Below are 15,101 nucleotides of genomic sequence, written 5' to 3' on the forward strand. Positions count from 1 at the left end.
GCACCCGACGGCATACGCAAGACTGTCGTCCATGACTCTCCACGCCGACGACTACCAGGCGCTCCGCAGCCGCTACGACTCGATGACCTACCGCCGCACGGGCCGCTCCGGCCTCGACCTGCCGGCCGTCTCGCTCGGCCTGTGGCACAACTTCGGCGACGACGTGCCGCTCGACCGCCAGCGCGCGACCCTGCGCCGGGCGTTCGACCTCGGCGTCACGCACTTCGACCTCGCCAACAACTACGGCCCGCCCTACGGCAGCGCCGAGCGCAACTTCGGCACGATCTTCGCGCAGGACTTCAGGCGCTACCGCGACGAGCTGATCATCAGCAGCAAGGCCGGCTACGACATGTGGCCGGGCCCCTACGGCCAGGGCGGCGGCAGCCGCAAGTACGTCCTCGCGTCGCTCGACCAGTCACTCGAGCGGATGGGCCTCGACTACGTCGACATCTTCTACTCCCACCGTTTCGACGAGACGACGCCGCTCGAGGAGACGATGGGCGCGCTCGACACGGCAGTTCGTTCCGGCAAGGCCCTGTATGCCGGCATCTCCAGCTACTCGGGGCCCCGCACCCGCGAGGCCATCGAGATCCTGCGCGCCATGGGCACGCCGCTGCTCATCCACCAGCCGAGCTACTCGATGCTCAACCGCTGGGTCGAGGAGGACCTGCTCGACGTCCTCGGCGACGAGGGCGTCGGCTGCATCGCGTTCAGCCCGCTCGCCCAGGGCATGCTCACCGACAAGTACCTCGAGGGGGTGCCGGCGGGTTCGCGGGCGTCGCAGGACAAGTCGCTGTCGACCGACCTGCTGACCGAGCAGAACCTGACGCACGTCCGTGCCCTCAACGCGATGGCGCAGGAGCGCGGCCAGTCGCTCGCCCAGATGGCGCTCGCCTGGATCCTGCGCGACGAGCGGGTGACGTCGGTGCTCATCGGCGCCTCGTCGGTCGGTCAGCTCGAGAACAGCCTCGGCTGCCTCGACAACCTCGAGTTCTCCACGGAGGAGCTCGACACGATCGACGAGCACGCCGTCGAGGGCGGCATCAACCTCTGGAAGACCTCGAGCGCCCACTGACCCGCGCACCCCGAGGGCGTATGCCGTGTGGCCCGGGCACACGGCATACGCTCACGCATCGGGCTGCCAACCGGGGCCGCGGAGCACGTGGCCCCACCGGTCGCGCCACGCGCGGGCGGCCTTGACGTCGCGCCAGATCGAGGCGTACTCGTGGGTGGCGACGACGAGCGGGTTGTAGGTGCGCAGCTGCTTCGTCAGGCCGTAGACGACACGCTCACCCTCGGGCTCGAACGTGCGGAAGAGGCGGTCCCAGATGACGAGGATGCCGCCGTAGTTGCGGTCGAGGTAGCCGTTGTTCATGCCGTGGTGCACCCGGTGGTGCGAGGGAGTGTTCATCACGAGCTCGACCGGGCGCCAGAGCTTTCCGACCCGCTCGGTGTGCAGGAAGAACTGGTAGAGCAGAGAGATCGACTGCTGGAGGAAGATCGCCCACGGCGGCACGCCGAGCAGCGCGAGCGGCGCCCAGAAGGGGATGCCGCCGAAGGGCGTCCAGGTCTGGCGCAGTGCCGTCGAAAAGTTGTAGCGCCGGCTCGAGTGGTGCACGACGTGGCTGGCCCAGAGGATCCGCACCTCGTGGTGACAGCGGTGGTACCAGTAGTACGCGAGGTCCTCGACGAGGAAGATGACGACCCACACCCACCACAGCGAGGTGTCGAGGCGCAGGGGCGTGACGGCATACAGCGCGGCGTAGACGACGAGCTGCAGCGCCTTGTAGCCGACGCCGACGACGACGCTGCCGATGCCCATCGACAGGCTCGTGACGGTGTCGCGCACCTCGTAGCCGACCTCGTCGTCGTCGGGCGCGAACCACAGCGAGACGACCTCGATGGCGATGAACGCGATGAAGAACGGGACCGCCGTGAGGATGAGGTCGACCATCATGCGCCCTTGGTGAGGTGGTCGAGGGTGCGGCCGTCGTCGGTGAGGGTCGCCCACACGTCGATGGCCTGGGTGAGGATCGCGTCGGCCAGCCGTGCCGCCCCGGCGTCGTCGCGGGCCGCGATGGCGGCTGCGAGGGGCGCGTGCGGGATGAGGTCGGCGCGGTCGGCCGCGAGGAGCGCGTCGAGCGAGCCGGGCGCGCCGTCGATGGCGTGCGTGAGCGAGTTGAGCGCGAGCCGGAACGCGAAGTTGCCGCTCGCCTCGACGACCTCGAGCCAGAAGGCGCGGTCGGCGTCGTCGATGTCGGGGCAGCCGTATGCCGTCGCGGCCGCGACGATGCGCTCGTGGCCTTCCGCGGTGCCGCAGGTCGCGGCGAGACGGGCGGCGTCGACGCCGATGCAGCGGCGCATCTCGAGGCCGTCGCGCAGGATGGTCGGGTCGAGGCCGTCGCCGGAGCGGGCGAGGTGGGCGAGCAGGTCGAGCCCGGCGCTGCTGCGCACGTCGAGCACGCGGGTGCCGCCGCCGTGGACGACCTTGACGAACCCGGCCGCCTGGAGGCGCTGCAGGGCCTCGCGCACGGCGTGCCGGTTGACGGCGAACGAGGCGGCGAGCTCGCGCTCGGGCGGCAGGGCGTCGCCGGGCGCGAACCGGCCGGTGAGCACGGCGTCGCGCAGCTCGGAGAACACCTGGTCGGACACCGAGCGGCGGGCGACGGGGCCGAATCCACTCTGACTCATGCGCATCACCATCGCAGCGGGCGATCAACTCATCAAGTGGTTGGACCAATTTGTGATCCTTGCCGCTGTGTAGGTTGATCGCCATGCCGGACACGTCCACCCAGCTGAGCATCCAGGAGCTCCTCTATCCCGACCTGCCGTGCTTCGGCTGCGGCCAGGGCAACGACAAGGGGCTCCGGCTCACGAGCTACCCGCTCGGTGGGGCGGCCGCGGACGGGGTGACCGCCTCGTTCATGCCGTGGCCCGAGCACGACAACGGCCTCGGCTACCTCAACGGCGGCATCATCGGCACCGTGCTCGACTGCCACAGCGCGGCCGCCGTCATGCTCGAGGCCGAACGCCGCGGCTGGCCGCCCCTGCCCGGCGCCGACCTGTCGTACGTCACGGCGGGCCTCGACGTGCGCTACCTGCGCCCGGCGCCGCTCCACGACCCGGTCGAGCTGTTCGCGGTCGTCACCGCCGCGGACGAGCCACAGATGACGGTCGACGTCGAGCTGCGCTTCGACGGCAAGGTGCGCGCCCGGGCGACCGCGCTCTGGAAGCGCTGGCGCCCCCGCACCTGACCGCCCCTCCCGGTCTCCGGCGGCGTCAGTGCTGCGGCTCGGGGTCGTGGACGGGGTGGTGGTGGTGGATCGGGCCCTCGGTCGTGGCGAGCCGCTCGCCGGCCCCACCCCACCGCAGCGCGATGATCTCGGCCGCGATCGAGACGGCCGTCTCCTCGGGGGTGCGGGCGCCGAGGTCGAGGCCGATCGGTGAGCTCATCCGGGCGAGCTCGTGCTCGGTGAGGCCGGCCTCGAGCAACCGGGCGTGGCGGTCCTCGTGGGTGCGCCGCGAGCCCATCGCCCCGATGTAGGCGACCTCGGGCAGGCGAAGCGCGACCTCGAGCAGCGGCACGTCGAACTTCGGGTCGTGGGTGAGCACCGCGATGACGGTGCGCGAGTCGATGCGGCCCTCGTCGACCTCGTTCTGGAGGTAGTCGTGCGGCCACCTGACGACGACTTCGTCGGCGCCGGGGAAGCGGGTCTTCGTCGCGAAGACGGGCCGGGCGTCGCACACCGTGACGTAGTAGCCGAGGAAGCTGCCGACCCTCGCGACGGCGGCCGCGAAGTCGATGGCGCCGAAGACGAGCATGCGTGGCTTGGGCGCGTGGGCGGCGACGAAGACGCGCATCCCCTCGCCGCGACGCTCACCGTCGGGCCCGTAGGTGAGGATCGCAGAGCGTCCTTGCGCGAGGAGCCCTCTCGCGTCGTCGCGCACCGCGTCGTCCGCACGCCCGCTGCCGAGCGATCCGAGCACGGATGCCGTGTCGTCGCCGTCGGCCTCGGGGTGCACGACCACACGCCGACCGACCCACGCCGGCTCGGGGTGCTCGATCACCGTGACGACGGCGACGGGCCGCCCGGAGGCGATGTCGTCGGCGACGGCACCGAGCTCGGGGAAGGTCTCGCGGTTCACCTTCTCGACGAACACGTCGAGGATGCCCCCGCAGGTCAGCCCGACGGCATACGCGTCGTCGTCGCTCACGCCGTAGCGCTGGAGCACGGGGTGGCCGGACTCGACGACCTCCTGGCTCAGCTCGTAGACGGCTCCCTCGACGCAGCCACCCGACACGGAACCGACGGCCTCGCCGCCGGGGCCGACGAGCATCGACGCGCCCGGCTGCCGGGGGGCCGAGCGCCATGTGCCGACGACGGTGCCGACGCCGACGGTCTCGCCGGCCGACCACCACTGCATCAGCTCGTCCATCACCTCACGCACGGGAGACCACCTCGATCAGCTCCTCGAACGCCGCGAGCGAGTGGCCCGCGACGAAGTCGTCGATGTGCGGCAGGGCCGCGACGATGCCCAGCTGCACCGGCTCGTAGCCGGCCTTGCCGCGGTGCGGGTTGGCCCACACGACCCGGTGCGCGAGAGCTGCCAGGCGTCGCATCTGCTCACCGAGCACCTCCGGACCTTCGCGTTCCCAACCGTCGGAGAAGACAACGACGACGGAGCCCCGGGCCATACCCCGCCGGCCCCAGCGGTCGAGGAAGGCGCCGACCGAGTCGCCGAGGCGGGTGCCCCCCGACCAGTCGGGCACGACGCGGCCGGCCGCCGCGAGCGCCCGGTCGGGGTCGCGCTCGGCCAGGGCGCGGGTGACGTGGGTGAGGCGGGTGCCCATCGTGAACACCTCGACGTGGGGCACCGCCCGCGCGAAGGCGTGAGCGAGACGGAGGAGGCTGTCGGCGTACGGGCTCATCGACCCGGAGACGTCGATGAGCAGGACGATGCGGCGTGGACGCACACCCCGCCGACGGTGGTGGATGCGCCCGGGCTCGCCCATGCGGCGCAGCTGCGCGCGCAGGGTGGCGGGGCCGTCGACGGCGCCGGAGGTCGAGCGGACGTGGCGTCGTGCCCGGCGCTGTGGTGCTCGCGGCGCGAGCGCCGCGAAGAGTCGGGCCGCGGCGGCCCGGTCGGCTGCGCTCAGCGTGGCGACGTCGCGGTGGCGCAGCACCTCCTGGGCGCTGGCGCGTGCCTGGACGGTGTCGGTGTCTTCGTCGGGTCCGCCCTGGCCCTCGCCGCTGTCGAGCGGGGCCTGGCGCAGCGGGGGGCGCACGATGTCGACGCGCTGTCCGCGCGGGATGGCCTCGCCGCCGAACCAGCGCTCGAAGACCTCGTCGTATGCCGGGAAGTCGGCGGGCGTGCTTGTCAGGGTCGAGCGGCCCGCCCAGTAGACGTGGGCGCGTTGGCCCATGCCGACGGTCGCGGCGGCGAGCAGGAAGGTGCGCTCGCGGTCGGCGGTGACGGCGAGGCCGGCGGCGCGCAGGGCGCGGGCGAAGCCGAGGAGCAGCGCGTCGGGCTCGAGGTCGTGGTCAGTGCTCGTCATGGCGGGTCATGCGGTGAGCAGCTTGTCGAGCGAGGCCCGGATGCGCTCGGAGTCCTCGCGGTACTTCAGGGCGGCGCCGAGCGTCGCGGCGGCGACCTCGGCGTCGAGGCGGGTGGCGCCGACGGTCTCGAGCGCGCGCGCCCAGTCGAGGGTCTCGGCGACGCCCGGCGGCTTGATGAGCTCGCCGCTCGTGCGCAGGCGCTGGACGAGGGTGACGACCTGCTCGGCGAGGGCTGCACTCACTTCGGGCAGGCGCGTGCGCACGATCTCGAGCTCGCGGGCCAGGCCCGGGTGGTCGATCCAGTGGTAGAGGCAGCGGCGCTTGAGGGCGTCGTGCAGCTCGCGGGTGCGGTTCGAGGTGAGCACGACGATCGGCGGCGTGGCGGCGCTGACGGTGCCGAGCTCGGGGATGGTGACCTGCCAGGTGCTCAGCACCTCGAGGAGGAAGGCCTCGAACTCGTCGTCGGCGCGGTCGATCTCGTCGATGAGCAGCACGCACGGCGCCTCGCGCAGTGCCTGGAGCACCGGCCGGGCGAGGAGGAACCGCTCGTCGAAGAGCTCGGCCTCGAGGGCCCTGGGGTCCTGGCGCTCGTCGCGGCTGATCGCCTCGACGGTGCGCAGGTGCAGGATCTGGCGCGGGAAGTCCCAGTCGTAGAGGGCCTGCGTGGCGTCGATGCCCTCGTAGCACTGGAGGCGGATGAGCCTCAGGTCCAGGGCCTGCGCGAGGGCCTCGGCGAGGGCGGTCTTGCCGGTGCCGGGCTCGCCCTCGAGCAGGATCGGCCGGTTCAGGCGCGTGGCGAGGAAGGTGACGGTCGCGAGCGCCTCGTCGGCGAGATAGCCCGTGCCGCCCAGGGCGGTCGTGACGTCGTCGGCACTCGCGAACAGGTGATCCATGCCCTGAGCATCGCTGATGATCGAGGCTCGGGGAAGCGCGGGGCCTGCCGGTGGACTCAGCGCGGCGTGTTGAGCTCGTCCGGGGTGTCGGCGTCGCGGCCCGTGGCGAGGTCGCCGCACTCGACGAGCTCGTGCTCATGGGCACGGAAGTAGGTGCGGGCGCCGTGGTCACCGGTAGCCGATGCGACCACGTCTTCCCAGTGGTCGCGCCCGATGAGCGCCGGGTGGCCAGGCACGCCGTCGTATGCCGCCCGGCGCAGTGCCTGACGCAGCTCGGGGTCGGTGGTGGAGCGGAGGTCGAGGGAGTGGTGGGCTGAGTCGGTCTGGTCGGTCTGGTCATTGGTGGGCGGCCCCTGTTTCGTGTCGTAGGTGAGACCCGTCGGGTCGACGTGGGGTGAGTGCACGTTGTCGACGTGCGCCGGAACGTCGAGCACCCGGGCCACCACCTCTGGTGTCAGGTCAGGGAGGTCGACGAGCGTCACGAGCACCGCGTCGACACACCCCTCGCCCTCGTGGCTCGAGCGGGCCAGGGCGGTGAGCCCGGTGCGGAGCGAGGCACCCATGCCCTCGTCCCAGTCGGGGCACGGGACGACATCGACGTCACGACCGAGGGCCGTCACGATGCCGGTCACCTCGTCGGCGGCGGCACCGACGACGACGGTGATGCCGGCGCACCCCCCGGCGTGGAGGAGGGAGACGGCGCGCTCGACGAGGGTTGACTCGCCAGGGTGACGGCGCAGGAGCGCCTTCGGGCCACCCATCCGCCGGCCCGCACCGGCAGCGAGGACGAGCCCTCGCACGTGAGCGGCGCGCCCGTGCACCGCTGCTGCGTGTGGGGCGCTCTCCAGGTCACTCACATGGTGAACCTACCCGCGGAGCACACCGCTGTTGCTGCCAAACCCTCGTAGGCAGGCCGCGTCACCCCGCGGCATCACGCACGTGTTGGCTGAATCCTCGGTCCCGGCCCGGCGCGCGGCATGTAAGCGAGCGCGTCGCTCGCCAAGGCGTTGAGGTTTCGAGTTCCCCAAACTCACCGGCAACGCGTCCATCTAGCGCGGGGCCTGCCCAGGAACGCGCCTCCAACGCCCCTCGGACACCACCTGGGCCACCCCGTCGACCACCCGGATCGCAGACTGGTCGTCAAGCACGTACGCCGGCCCGCTGATCTCGGCAGCCCACTTCTCGGCATCAGCCATGGTGTTCTCCGGGAACACATCGAGATGGGGAAAGATCGAGAAGTCGACGAGGCCGAGCGTGCGGTCATCGGCCGCTCCCGGCCACTGCACGAAGTCGGCACCGATCCGCGGCGTCATCACCATGCTGCCGGCGCTCACGCCCACCCAGACCGTCTCGGACAACGACGGCAGGAGGCTCGCCAGCCCGGACTCCTTCATCCAGTGGCACAGGTATGCGGCCTCGCCACCGTCGACCAGGAGGACGTCGGCCGATCGAACCCACGGCACCCAGCGTTCTTCGCCGATCGTCGCCAGCGCGGTCAGCTCGAGCAAGCCGAGGGACTTCCACGACATCGAGGTCATCCCGCCCCACGGCGACAGGCCAGCGACAAACCCGCGCGCCGAGACCGGCCCGCACCTCGGATGCCCCCACTGTGCGGTGGGGATGCAGAGAGCCGTAGCCTCCTCGGTCGGCTTGCCCAGCAGCTCGAGCAGCGCCTCATGGATGCTCGGATTCGTGACTCCCCCGGACGTGAGTAGCAATTTCACGATGCCCACTGAACCACAGGGAGTGGCCGCTGTCCGTGGTCGGATGGAGGCGCTTGCTGACCATCCGGTCTGGTCTGCCGCCCCATCGGCCGCCCGACCGCGCGCTCTGACCCGACAAGGTCCGGATATCCGCGGATGGTGCGTCACATGGCCGCGTCCATCCGCCGCGGCTCCGCGCTGCCGCCCCTGCGTGGGCTTAGGGGGATGGTGCCGTTCACGTGCCTGCCCCATGTCCGCTTGCGCCAGCCCGCCGTTATGCCCGGAGTTGACGTAGTTTCGACGGCTGCGGCCCAACCGCTTTCGCTCGGGGGCGGCACCACTCGGGAGAATCCGATCTCAGCCGAATGCGCCTGCAATCCTTCACTAACCGTCCTGTACTTCGGTATTGACAGCGGACAGAAGGAAGTTCCCATTAGGTGCAAGTGGCCCGATCTGCCACACCAACCCACCGGGGTGAGCCACACTGGCTATGCCAGCCTCGAGTGAAGATCTGGGAGCTGGCCGGTGGTTCTCAAACTCACTGAAGCCTCGGAGGCGAGCGTGCCCTTCTATGACCTTGACGATTCGGGCCAACCCGTCGGGCCGCCCAAGACCGAGGTGCAGCTCATCCAGCTTCCGGAACCCTTGGGCTTCAACCTTCTGCGCCTCCTCTACGCACTGTTCGCAGCCACGACGATGTTCCGCTGTGTGGACCGGTTCGGCTGGGCCGATAGGCCCGGCCAGACTCCAGACCCGTTATCGGTCGTACCGGCCAACACGAAGACCGACCTGGCGAGCATTCCCAGCTTCCTCTGGGGGATCGTCCCAAGCTACGGGCGTCACACGATGTGCGCTGTCCTGCATGACGTCCGCTGCGACGAGGCAGCCGAGGCGCGCAAGGCCGGGCATCGCCAGCTCGCTGCCCGGAGGAGGCGGCTCGCCGACAACCAATTCAGAGCCACGCTCAAGAGGCACGCCCGACTCGGGCCAATCACAAGATGGATCATGTGGGCCGCAGTACGGCTGTTCGGCTACATCCCGTTGGGGGCCACAGCTGTCGTCGGAATCCTGGCGGCGATGCTTCACCACGCGAGGCCGACATTCACGGCCATCGCGGCCGCGCTTGACGGCGTCACCATCTGGCCGTGGCTTGCTCCACTCGACTTCCTGCCCAAAACAATCGCGTCCGGTCTGGCGTGGTGCTCGGACCAAATGGCCGGACAAGGGACGTACCTGGGGGTCGTGGGTGGGCTGGCAGGCCTCGCGCTCCTGCTGGCCGCGATTCGCAGCATAGAGGCGGATGGCCCAGTGGACGGCTCCTCACAAGGTCCGGCAGCCTTCTCCCCCGCTGGCTTCGGCGGGCTGATCGCTGCACTCGTAGTTGGAGCCCTTGCCCTGCCGCCGCTGCTCCCCCTTATCGTCGTCACCCTGTTGACGCGAGTAGTTCTCGCCCTCTTCGACTACGTGGGCTTCGCAATCGACTGGCTCAGAGTCAAAATCGGCCTGGCCAGTGACGACGACAAGGCGACACCTCCAACGCCGCCGCGCTTGCCCGGCCTCCCCACAGCCGCGGGATTCGAGGGCGCAGCGCCTCAGCGGGGGGCGGCGGAGCCAAGCGCGTAGCCCGACGGGGTTGGTGCCCCCAAGGGTGCATCTCTCCCCTCGCCGGAGACAGGAACATCCTCAGGCGGTCCCACCGGCCGGGATCTCTGGCGCCCTTCTCCTGGCCCACTTCCCAGAAGGTGCCGCCCACCGCTTCGTTCACGGGTTGGACCTCGCGAGGTTCATGCCCTGCAAGCAGCCTCACAGCACGGCAACTCTGGCCAGGCCCGCTCGATGAGCGGGCCGACGTCAGTGCGAGTCGTTGTCTGAAGAGCAAGCGCACACTGTCGCGGAGCCCTCCGTCCGAGAGCCCTGCCAACGTGCGTCTAAGCGCCGCAAGTCGACCTGACGTTTGGTAGACGGAAATGGAGCTTCATGACGCGTGCTCGGGGCCGGATGTCTCCGGGCGTCAGGCAAGCTCTCAGGCAGGGAACACGCCGCTGGAGAGGTATCTGTCGCCGCGGTCGCAGACGACAAAAACGATCGTGGCCCCCTCGACCTCCTTGGCAACCTGCAGGGCCGTCCAGCAGGCGCCGGCCGCGGAGACACCGCCGAAGATGCCCTCCGCGCGGGCCAGCCGGCGGGCCGTCTCCTCGGCGTCGGTCTGGGTGACCTCTACGGTCCGGTCCACTGCCGATGGGTCGAAGATCTTCGGTACGTACTCCGGTGGCCAGGCGCGGATCCCAGGGATCTTGGAGCCCTCAGCGGGCTGTGCCCCGATGATCTGGATGCCGGGGTTGCGCGCCTTCAGGAACCGCGAGACCCCGGTGATCGTGCCGGTGGTGCCCATCGCGGACACGAAGTGCGTGATGCGTCCGTCGGTCTGGCGCCACAGCTCCGGGCCCGTCCCGTCCTCGTGGGCACGGGGGTTGTCCGGGTTGCCGAACTGGTCCAGGACCCGCCCGCGGCCCTCCCGCTCCATCCGCGTCACGACGTCGCGGGCCTCTTCCATGCCGCCACCTGCCGGGGTGAGAACCAGGTCGGCTCCATACGCCTTCATCGTCTGGATCCGCTCGGTGGAGGCGTCCTCGGGCATCACGATGACCAGCGGGTAGCCGCTGATCGCCGCCGCCATCGCCAAGCCGATCCCGGTGTTGCCCGACGTGGCTTCCAGCAGGGTGTCGCCGGGGGATATCTCCCCTCGCGCCTCCGCGCCCCGGATCATGCTGATCGCCGGCCGGTCCTTGACCGAGCCGGCCGGGTTGTTCCCCTCGAGCTTGGCGAGCAGCACGTTGCCGCGGCGTTCGTTCTCCGGCCCCGGCAGGCGCTGCAGACACACCAGAGGGGTGTCCCCGATGACGTCCTCCATCGTGGGGTACGCCGGAGGGTTGCTCACACGCCCGAGTCTACGGCGGCGGTCGCCGAACAATCGCAGCCGACTGCTCGCCCTTCGCGCACCCACCGAGCGCGAAGAGGTCCGCGCGGACGACGTAGGTCCGGGAGGCCGTTCACACCCCGGCTCGACGTGAACCTGCGTCCAACCGCCGCCCCATCGCTCACCGTGGCTCGGAGACCGCGGGGTCCAGATAGACGCGATCGCAGGACAGCAGGTCGTGTGCTCACGGAGGAGCCTCGTGAGCACTGAGTGATATCCGAGGTGACCGGAGCCGGCGGGGGCCTCAGATCTGGCCGCGAACCTCACGGGCGGCGAGCCAGGACGCGAAGCGCCCTGCCGCCGTCGTCAGATAGCGGTGGATCCCGGCCTCCAACTGCGCGACCTCCTCGCGCAGCCCGAACATCTGGAATTCGGCCCGACGCTCGGGCGCGCACTCGTGCCCACCAGTACCGGTCCGATCCACGGAAGCGCCGCACTCAAGACACGGCATGAACCGGGAACTGAACATCGCACACACCTCCTTCTTCCCTGTGAGCGCATTCTCCGTCTTCAAACCGAGTTGCACCAGTCTCTGCCGATTGCCCCCCAACGGGCCCAGTACTAGCCTTTCATGGGGTGGGCAGGTGCCAGAGCGGAGGCTCAGATGGCAGACAACGCATCCCTCGCGCGCAGGATTCACGAGGCATGGAACGAGCGAAACTTCGACGAGATCGCCGAGGCAACAGCGCCCGGGGCAACGATCACGATCGTCGGCTCCGGCGACACCTTCACAGGCGCCGAGGGCTCCCGCGCGTACAACACGATGTGGGCAGAGGGGTTCCCGGACGGCAAGGTCACGGTCGACCGAGTGATCGACTCGGGCGACTACGTCGTCGTCGAGTTCACCGGCCGGGGCACACACACGGGAACTCTGGCGACCAGCATGGGTGAGATCCCAGCAACCGGGCGGTCCCTTACCTTGCAACTGTGCGATGTCATGGAGATCATGGACGGCAAGGTCCAGAGTCAGAGGACGTACTTCGACACCGGATCCATGATGGCCCAGCTTGGACTCACGTCCGGGCAGACGGCATCCCAGCACCAGTAGTACTTTCAGCACAACCGGCACCAGCCCACCCCTGTTCACCCCCATCGCTTCCTATCTCACCGAGACCGTCCGCGGCCTTCGAGAGCGCCTCCGGCATCTGGCCGCCACCTGCTTTCCCCAGGACGCGGCGACGCGCTTGAGGAAACGCGAGGAGCTCTGGGTTCCGGTGTCCTAATGGCTGCCCGAGTCCGCGACACCATCGCTCGGCCACCCCGACGAGCCGCCCTTCCGTGCTCGAGGCGCCGAGCGACCACGGCGAATCCCTCGCCGCAGAGTTGCGTCACACAGCCACCAGCAGGTCTTCTCGCCCGCCGTTCACGTTTGCCGCGGTTGCTCGTGCGTCAGCTGGTGAAGCAGGGACCGAGGCCAAGCTGCCTGAGGCCTTCTCTGTCACTTAGACCGAATGCGCGCTGGCCGACGTTGCTCTGGTACATGAGTTGGTCTTTCACGGGCACGTGGGTCAGGCCGACGAGATGTCCGGGTTCGTGCATGATGATGGCGCGAGCGGCGGACCATCCGTCTAGTGTTTGAAGCAGAGCACGGAACTGAGGTCCATCGAGATTCACGGTTCCACTGACCCAGTGTTGCTGGGACGCGGTCAGGTACGGGGCCGAGACCGGTCCCGCGAACCCCGCCACGTCGCCCTGAAGGTCATGCACCACCGCCGGTTCGGTCCACGCGAGAAGGGCGGGCGACCAGCGGTCTCCGTGCCGGGAGGTCGCAACCGGTCCCCGTCCGCCCATCGGCGTCTCTGTCGTCGCACCCTCGATGACGAAGTGCAGTCCAGTCACCGAGTGGACCGACTCGACCGCTTCGCGAATGAGCTGCTCTGCCCCGGGAGGCGCGTCTGCATTGTTGACAACGAGGTGGATCGGGCGGCAAGGATCCCAAGCGACCGGCCGACCGCCGTCTTCGGGGATGGTCTTCATGAACAGGTAGTCGGTAGAGGACGAGAGTTTCGGCCCTGGAGTTTCGAGCGGCTCGTCCTGTGCGTCAGGGGGCGTCGGGGGCCAAATGTCGCTGGTGTCATGGGGATTGCCGCCAATTAGTGGTGTGCCATCGGCCCAGTTGATGTCGTCTCCTCGCGGGAGCGGTACCCCGCCAACCACCACACTGCCTCTCGGCATTCCAAAGACCGCCGGGCGGAGATATAGGGCTGCTGCTACTACGAGCAGCGCGACCACCACCGGGACACCAACGCCACCACGGTGGCGCCGGCCGGACGCAGCGCGCCGGGTCTGCCGACGCGTAGCTCGTGCCGTGACAGCCGGCGCGGGCAGCGGAACCTCGACGCGTCGACGACGAGGGCGAGTGCGTCCCGCCTGCAGGTCGGCAAGGCACCACAGGCACAGCAGCTCGCGGCCTCCCGCCAACCGCCCGGCGCGTTCGCCCCGTTGAAGATCTTCACCACACGCGCACAGGGCCCATCGCCCCACGCGGATCATCTCCACGTTTTCTTGCACCGCGCCGCCCCTGAAACTCGGTCCCCTGATCGTCCGAGTCACGAGTATTGATCATCGCCGCGGTGACCGCGCCAAAATCCGTCTATGTCGGCCAAATCGCACAACCGAGTCTTCACGGACCGCCAATCCACTCGTTGCAATCCATCCAGGTGTCGTGCAAGACATTCCCACTTCGCCGCCTGAAGGCCGAGTTCCCGGCCGGCGAGCAGCGGCGTCACTTCGCTTCGTCGACGGTTCTGAACTAGACGGCTCGGTCGAACTTCTCGCCCCGCGCAGCGGGCTTCCACGATCGCAGGTAAGCAACTATGTCCGGTGGCAGACCCTTCGTCGCAAGGTCGCGGCGGTACTCCTCGACGGCCTCATAGACCGACCACACTGACGGCTTCAACAGGTAGATGGCCGGGACAGTCCGGCCGGGACCAAACGACCACGGCTTGTTCAGGAGTCTTTGGAGGGTGGGTGCGGGCCCAGTCATGCTTCGGCTTGGAGCAAGCGGCACTACGACCGCCCCATGAACAGTCACGCCAGCGGACAACGCCCGGACCCGCGCGTCATGCACGCACTTGAGCGATACGTGCACGGCGTCCAGCGGTGGCTCAACGAGCAGGTCATCCAGATCGATCTGGACGAAGCCAGCAGTCGCGAGCTGGTCCATCGCGGTGTCCATCCACACCAGCACAGCAGTCGCGTACACGCCTGAATCGTTGCACGGTCGCGACTCCACGGCTCGTAGAAGATCGCCGCGAAGGAAACTGGCGTTCAGTCGTCCTCGGCCTCGCCGGGACCATAGGCGCGGAGCTCCTCCTGCAGTGTGGCAAAGCGCAGGAGCCCGAGAGAGTCCCACGGCTTCTGCTGTGCCGACTTGAACACCGAAATGGTCTTGCGATCATCCATTTCGCTTTCGAGGACGAGCATCCACTTCCCCGGCCGAGACCCTTTGAGGTGGTCGTCAGCTCGAGTGACCTTCTCAATGGCGCGTCGGAGAAGCCCGTCAGGATCTGTGTATTTCTGTCCCATGGCGAACATTCTCCATCGCCCACACGACGATCGGACTTGTCACCGTCCTGCCTCGAGACGCCTGCTCACCCATGACGGCCGGGGGTGCGCCGTCAGGCTCCCGACACGACTTCGCACCTAGGACCAGACGCTCGGCGCTCAGAACACCGGGAAGGGCATGGGCCAATACAAGGCCACGTCTATCCGCCGCCACAGTGGAAGGGGATGACGGAGGCCCCGGCTCCGCGTCCGTCCACGTCGGTTCGCGGCTTTAGACCTCTCTGCAGCCGGGTGGGATGACCAGCAGAACCCGACGAAAGTGACTAGTCCTCTCGTCCGCAAAACGGTCCGAACGGGCCATGTGCGACCAGGCTCTGCGCTCTTAGTGTCTCGTTTGGGCCTTAGGGGGGTCCGCTTGACCGGGACCGGTGGGACGGTCCGGGTCTGCTCGGTGTCATGGGAG

At 69.1% G+C, this 15,101-nt stretch carries 16 protein-coding genes; 4 read left to right on the plus strand and 12 right to left on the minus strand.

Annotation, left to right across the window (positions count from 1 at the left end; genetic code table 11):
* Positions 1 to 31: 31 nt before the first annotated feature.
* The gene (gene mgrA, locus ACFQ2V_RS18170; protein ID WP_386054295.1) at positions 32 to 1,075 is read left to right on the plus strand and encodes an L-glyceraldehyde 3-phosphate reductase; all 1,044 of its coding nucleotides are present in this window, start codon (positions 32 to 34) and stop codon (positions 1,073 to 1,075) included.
* Between the two features lie 51 nt (positions 1,076 to 1,126).
* Here mgrA and ACFQ2V_RS18175 read toward each other — a convergent pair whose 3' ends face one another.
* Complete coding sequence (locus ACFQ2V_RS18175) at positions 1,127 to 1,957, minus strand: sterol desaturase family protein (protein ID WP_386054296.1); 831 nt, start codon at positions 1,955 to 1,957, stop codon at positions 1,127 to 1,129.
* Complete coding sequence (locus ACFQ2V_RS18180) at positions 1,954 to 2,691, minus strand: FadR/GntR family transcriptional regulator (protein WP_386054297.1); 738 nt, start codon at positions 2,689 to 2,691, stop codon at positions 1,954 to 1,956. Before ACFQ2V_RS18180 ends, ACFQ2V_RS18175 begins: the two co-directional genes overlap by 4 nt.
* A gap of 83 nt (positions 2,692 to 2,774) precedes the next feature.
* Between ACFQ2V_RS18180 and ACFQ2V_RS18185 the strand changes: the two genes are divergently transcribed.
* Complete coding sequence (locus ACFQ2V_RS18185; protein ID WP_386054298.1) at positions 2,775 to 3,254, plus strand: PaaI family thioesterase; 480 nt, start codon at positions 2,775 to 2,777, stop codon at positions 3,252 to 3,254.
* Between the two features lie 25 nt (positions 3,255 to 3,279).
* Here ACFQ2V_RS18185 and ACFQ2V_RS18190 read toward each other — a convergent pair whose 3' ends face one another.
* The 5 genes from ACFQ2V_RS18190 to ACFQ2V_RS18210 all read right to left on the minus strand — a co-directional run bounded on the left by ACFQ2V_RS18190 (position 3,280) and on the right by ACFQ2V_RS18210 (position 8,175).
* Complete coding sequence (locus ACFQ2V_RS18190) at positions 3,280 to 4,449, minus strand: XdhC family protein (RefSeq protein ID WP_386054299.1); 1,170 nt, start codon at positions 4,447 to 4,449, stop codon at positions 3,280 to 3,282.
* Entirely contained in the window at positions 4,442 to 5,557 is a 1,116-nt protein-coding gene (locus ACFQ2V_RS18195) for a vWA domain-containing protein (RefSeq protein ID WP_386054300.1), read from the minus strand. Before ACFQ2V_RS18195 ends, ACFQ2V_RS18190 begins: the two co-directional genes overlap by 8 nt.
* A 6-nt stretch (positions 5,558 to 5,563) precedes the next feature.
* The gene (locus ACFQ2V_RS18200; protein WP_386054301.1) at positions 5,564 to 6,451 is read right to left on the minus strand and encodes an AAA family ATPase; all 888 of its coding nucleotides are present in this window, start codon (positions 6,449 to 6,451) and stop codon (positions 5,564 to 5,566) included.
* A gap of 56 nt (positions 6,452 to 6,507) precedes the next feature.
* Positions 6,508 to 7,308: a nucleotidyltransferase family protein gene (locus ACFQ2V_RS18205; RefSeq protein WP_386054302.1), complete on the minus strand. Its 801-nt coding sequence runs from the start codon at positions 7,306 to 7,308 to the stop codon at positions 6,508 to 6,510.
* 192 nt (positions 7,309 to 7,500) lie between these two features.
* Positions 7,501 to 8,175, minus strand: coding sequence for a Type 1 glutamine amidotransferase-like domain-containing protein (locus ACFQ2V_RS18210; protein ID WP_386054311.1), 675 nt, complete (start codon positions 8,173 to 8,175; stop codon positions 7,501 to 7,503).
* Between the two features lie 504 nt (positions 8,176 to 8,679).
* Here ACFQ2V_RS18210 and ACFQ2V_RS18215 point away from each other — a divergent pair.
* Positions 8,680 to 9,777: a DUF1353 domain-containing protein gene (locus ACFQ2V_RS18215; RefSeq protein ID WP_386054303.1), complete on the plus strand. Its 1,098-nt coding sequence runs from the start codon at positions 8,680 to 8,682 to the stop codon at positions 9,775 to 9,777.
* A gap of 400 nt (positions 9,778 to 10,177) precedes the next feature.
* Here ACFQ2V_RS18215 and cysM read toward each other — a convergent pair whose 3' ends face one another.
* Entirely contained in the window at positions 10,178 to 11,065 is an 888-nt protein-coding gene (gene cysM, locus ACFQ2V_RS18220) for a cysteine synthase CysM (protein ID WP_386054304.1), read from the minus strand.
* 310 nt (positions 11,066 to 11,375) lie between these two features.
* Positions 11,376 to 11,600, minus strand: coding sequence for a hypothetical protein (locus ACFQ2V_RS18225; protein ID WP_386054305.1), 225 nt, complete (start codon positions 11,598 to 11,600; stop codon positions 11,376 to 11,378).
* Positions 11,601 to 11,735: 135 nt separating this feature from the next.
* Here ACFQ2V_RS18225 and ACFQ2V_RS18230 point away from each other — a divergent pair, with 135 nt between their 5' ends.
* The gene (locus ACFQ2V_RS18230; RefSeq protein ID WP_386054306.1) at positions 11,736 to 12,179 is read left to right on the plus strand and encodes an ester cyclase; all 444 of its coding nucleotides are present in this window, start codon (positions 11,736 to 11,738) and stop codon (positions 12,177 to 12,179) included.
* 341 nt (positions 12,180 to 12,520) lie between these two features.
* Here ACFQ2V_RS18230 and ACFQ2V_RS18235 read toward each other — a convergent pair whose 3' ends face one another.
* The 3 genes from ACFQ2V_RS18235 to ACFQ2V_RS18245 all read right to left on the minus strand — a co-directional run bounded on the left by ACFQ2V_RS18235 (position 12,521) and on the right by ACFQ2V_RS18245 (position 14,659).
* Positions 12,521 to 13,108 carry a hypothetical protein gene (locus ACFQ2V_RS18235; protein ID WP_386054307.1) on the minus strand — a complete coding sequence of 196 codons (588 nt, stop codon included), beginning with the start codon at positions 13,106 to 13,108 and terminating at the stop codon, positions 12,521 to 12,523.
* 775 nt (positions 13,109 to 13,883) lie between these two features.
* Positions 13,884 to 14,336 carry a hypothetical protein gene (locus ACFQ2V_RS18240; RefSeq protein ID WP_386054309.1) on the minus strand — a complete coding sequence of 151 codons (453 nt, stop codon included), beginning with the start codon at positions 14,334 to 14,336 and terminating at the stop codon, positions 13,884 to 13,886.
* A gap of 65 nt (positions 14,337 to 14,401) precedes the next feature.
* Positions 14,402 to 14,659: a hypothetical protein gene (locus ACFQ2V_RS18245; protein ID WP_386054310.1), complete on the minus strand. Its 258-nt coding sequence runs from the start codon at positions 14,657 to 14,659 to the stop codon at positions 14,402 to 14,404.
* Positions 14,660 to 15,101 lie beyond the last annotated feature (442 nt).

It is taken from the genome of Terrabacter terrigena (assembly GCF_042676085.1).
Lineage (GTDB): Bacteria > Actinomycetota > Actinomycetes > Actinomycetales > Dermatophilaceae > Terrabacter > Terrabacter terrigena.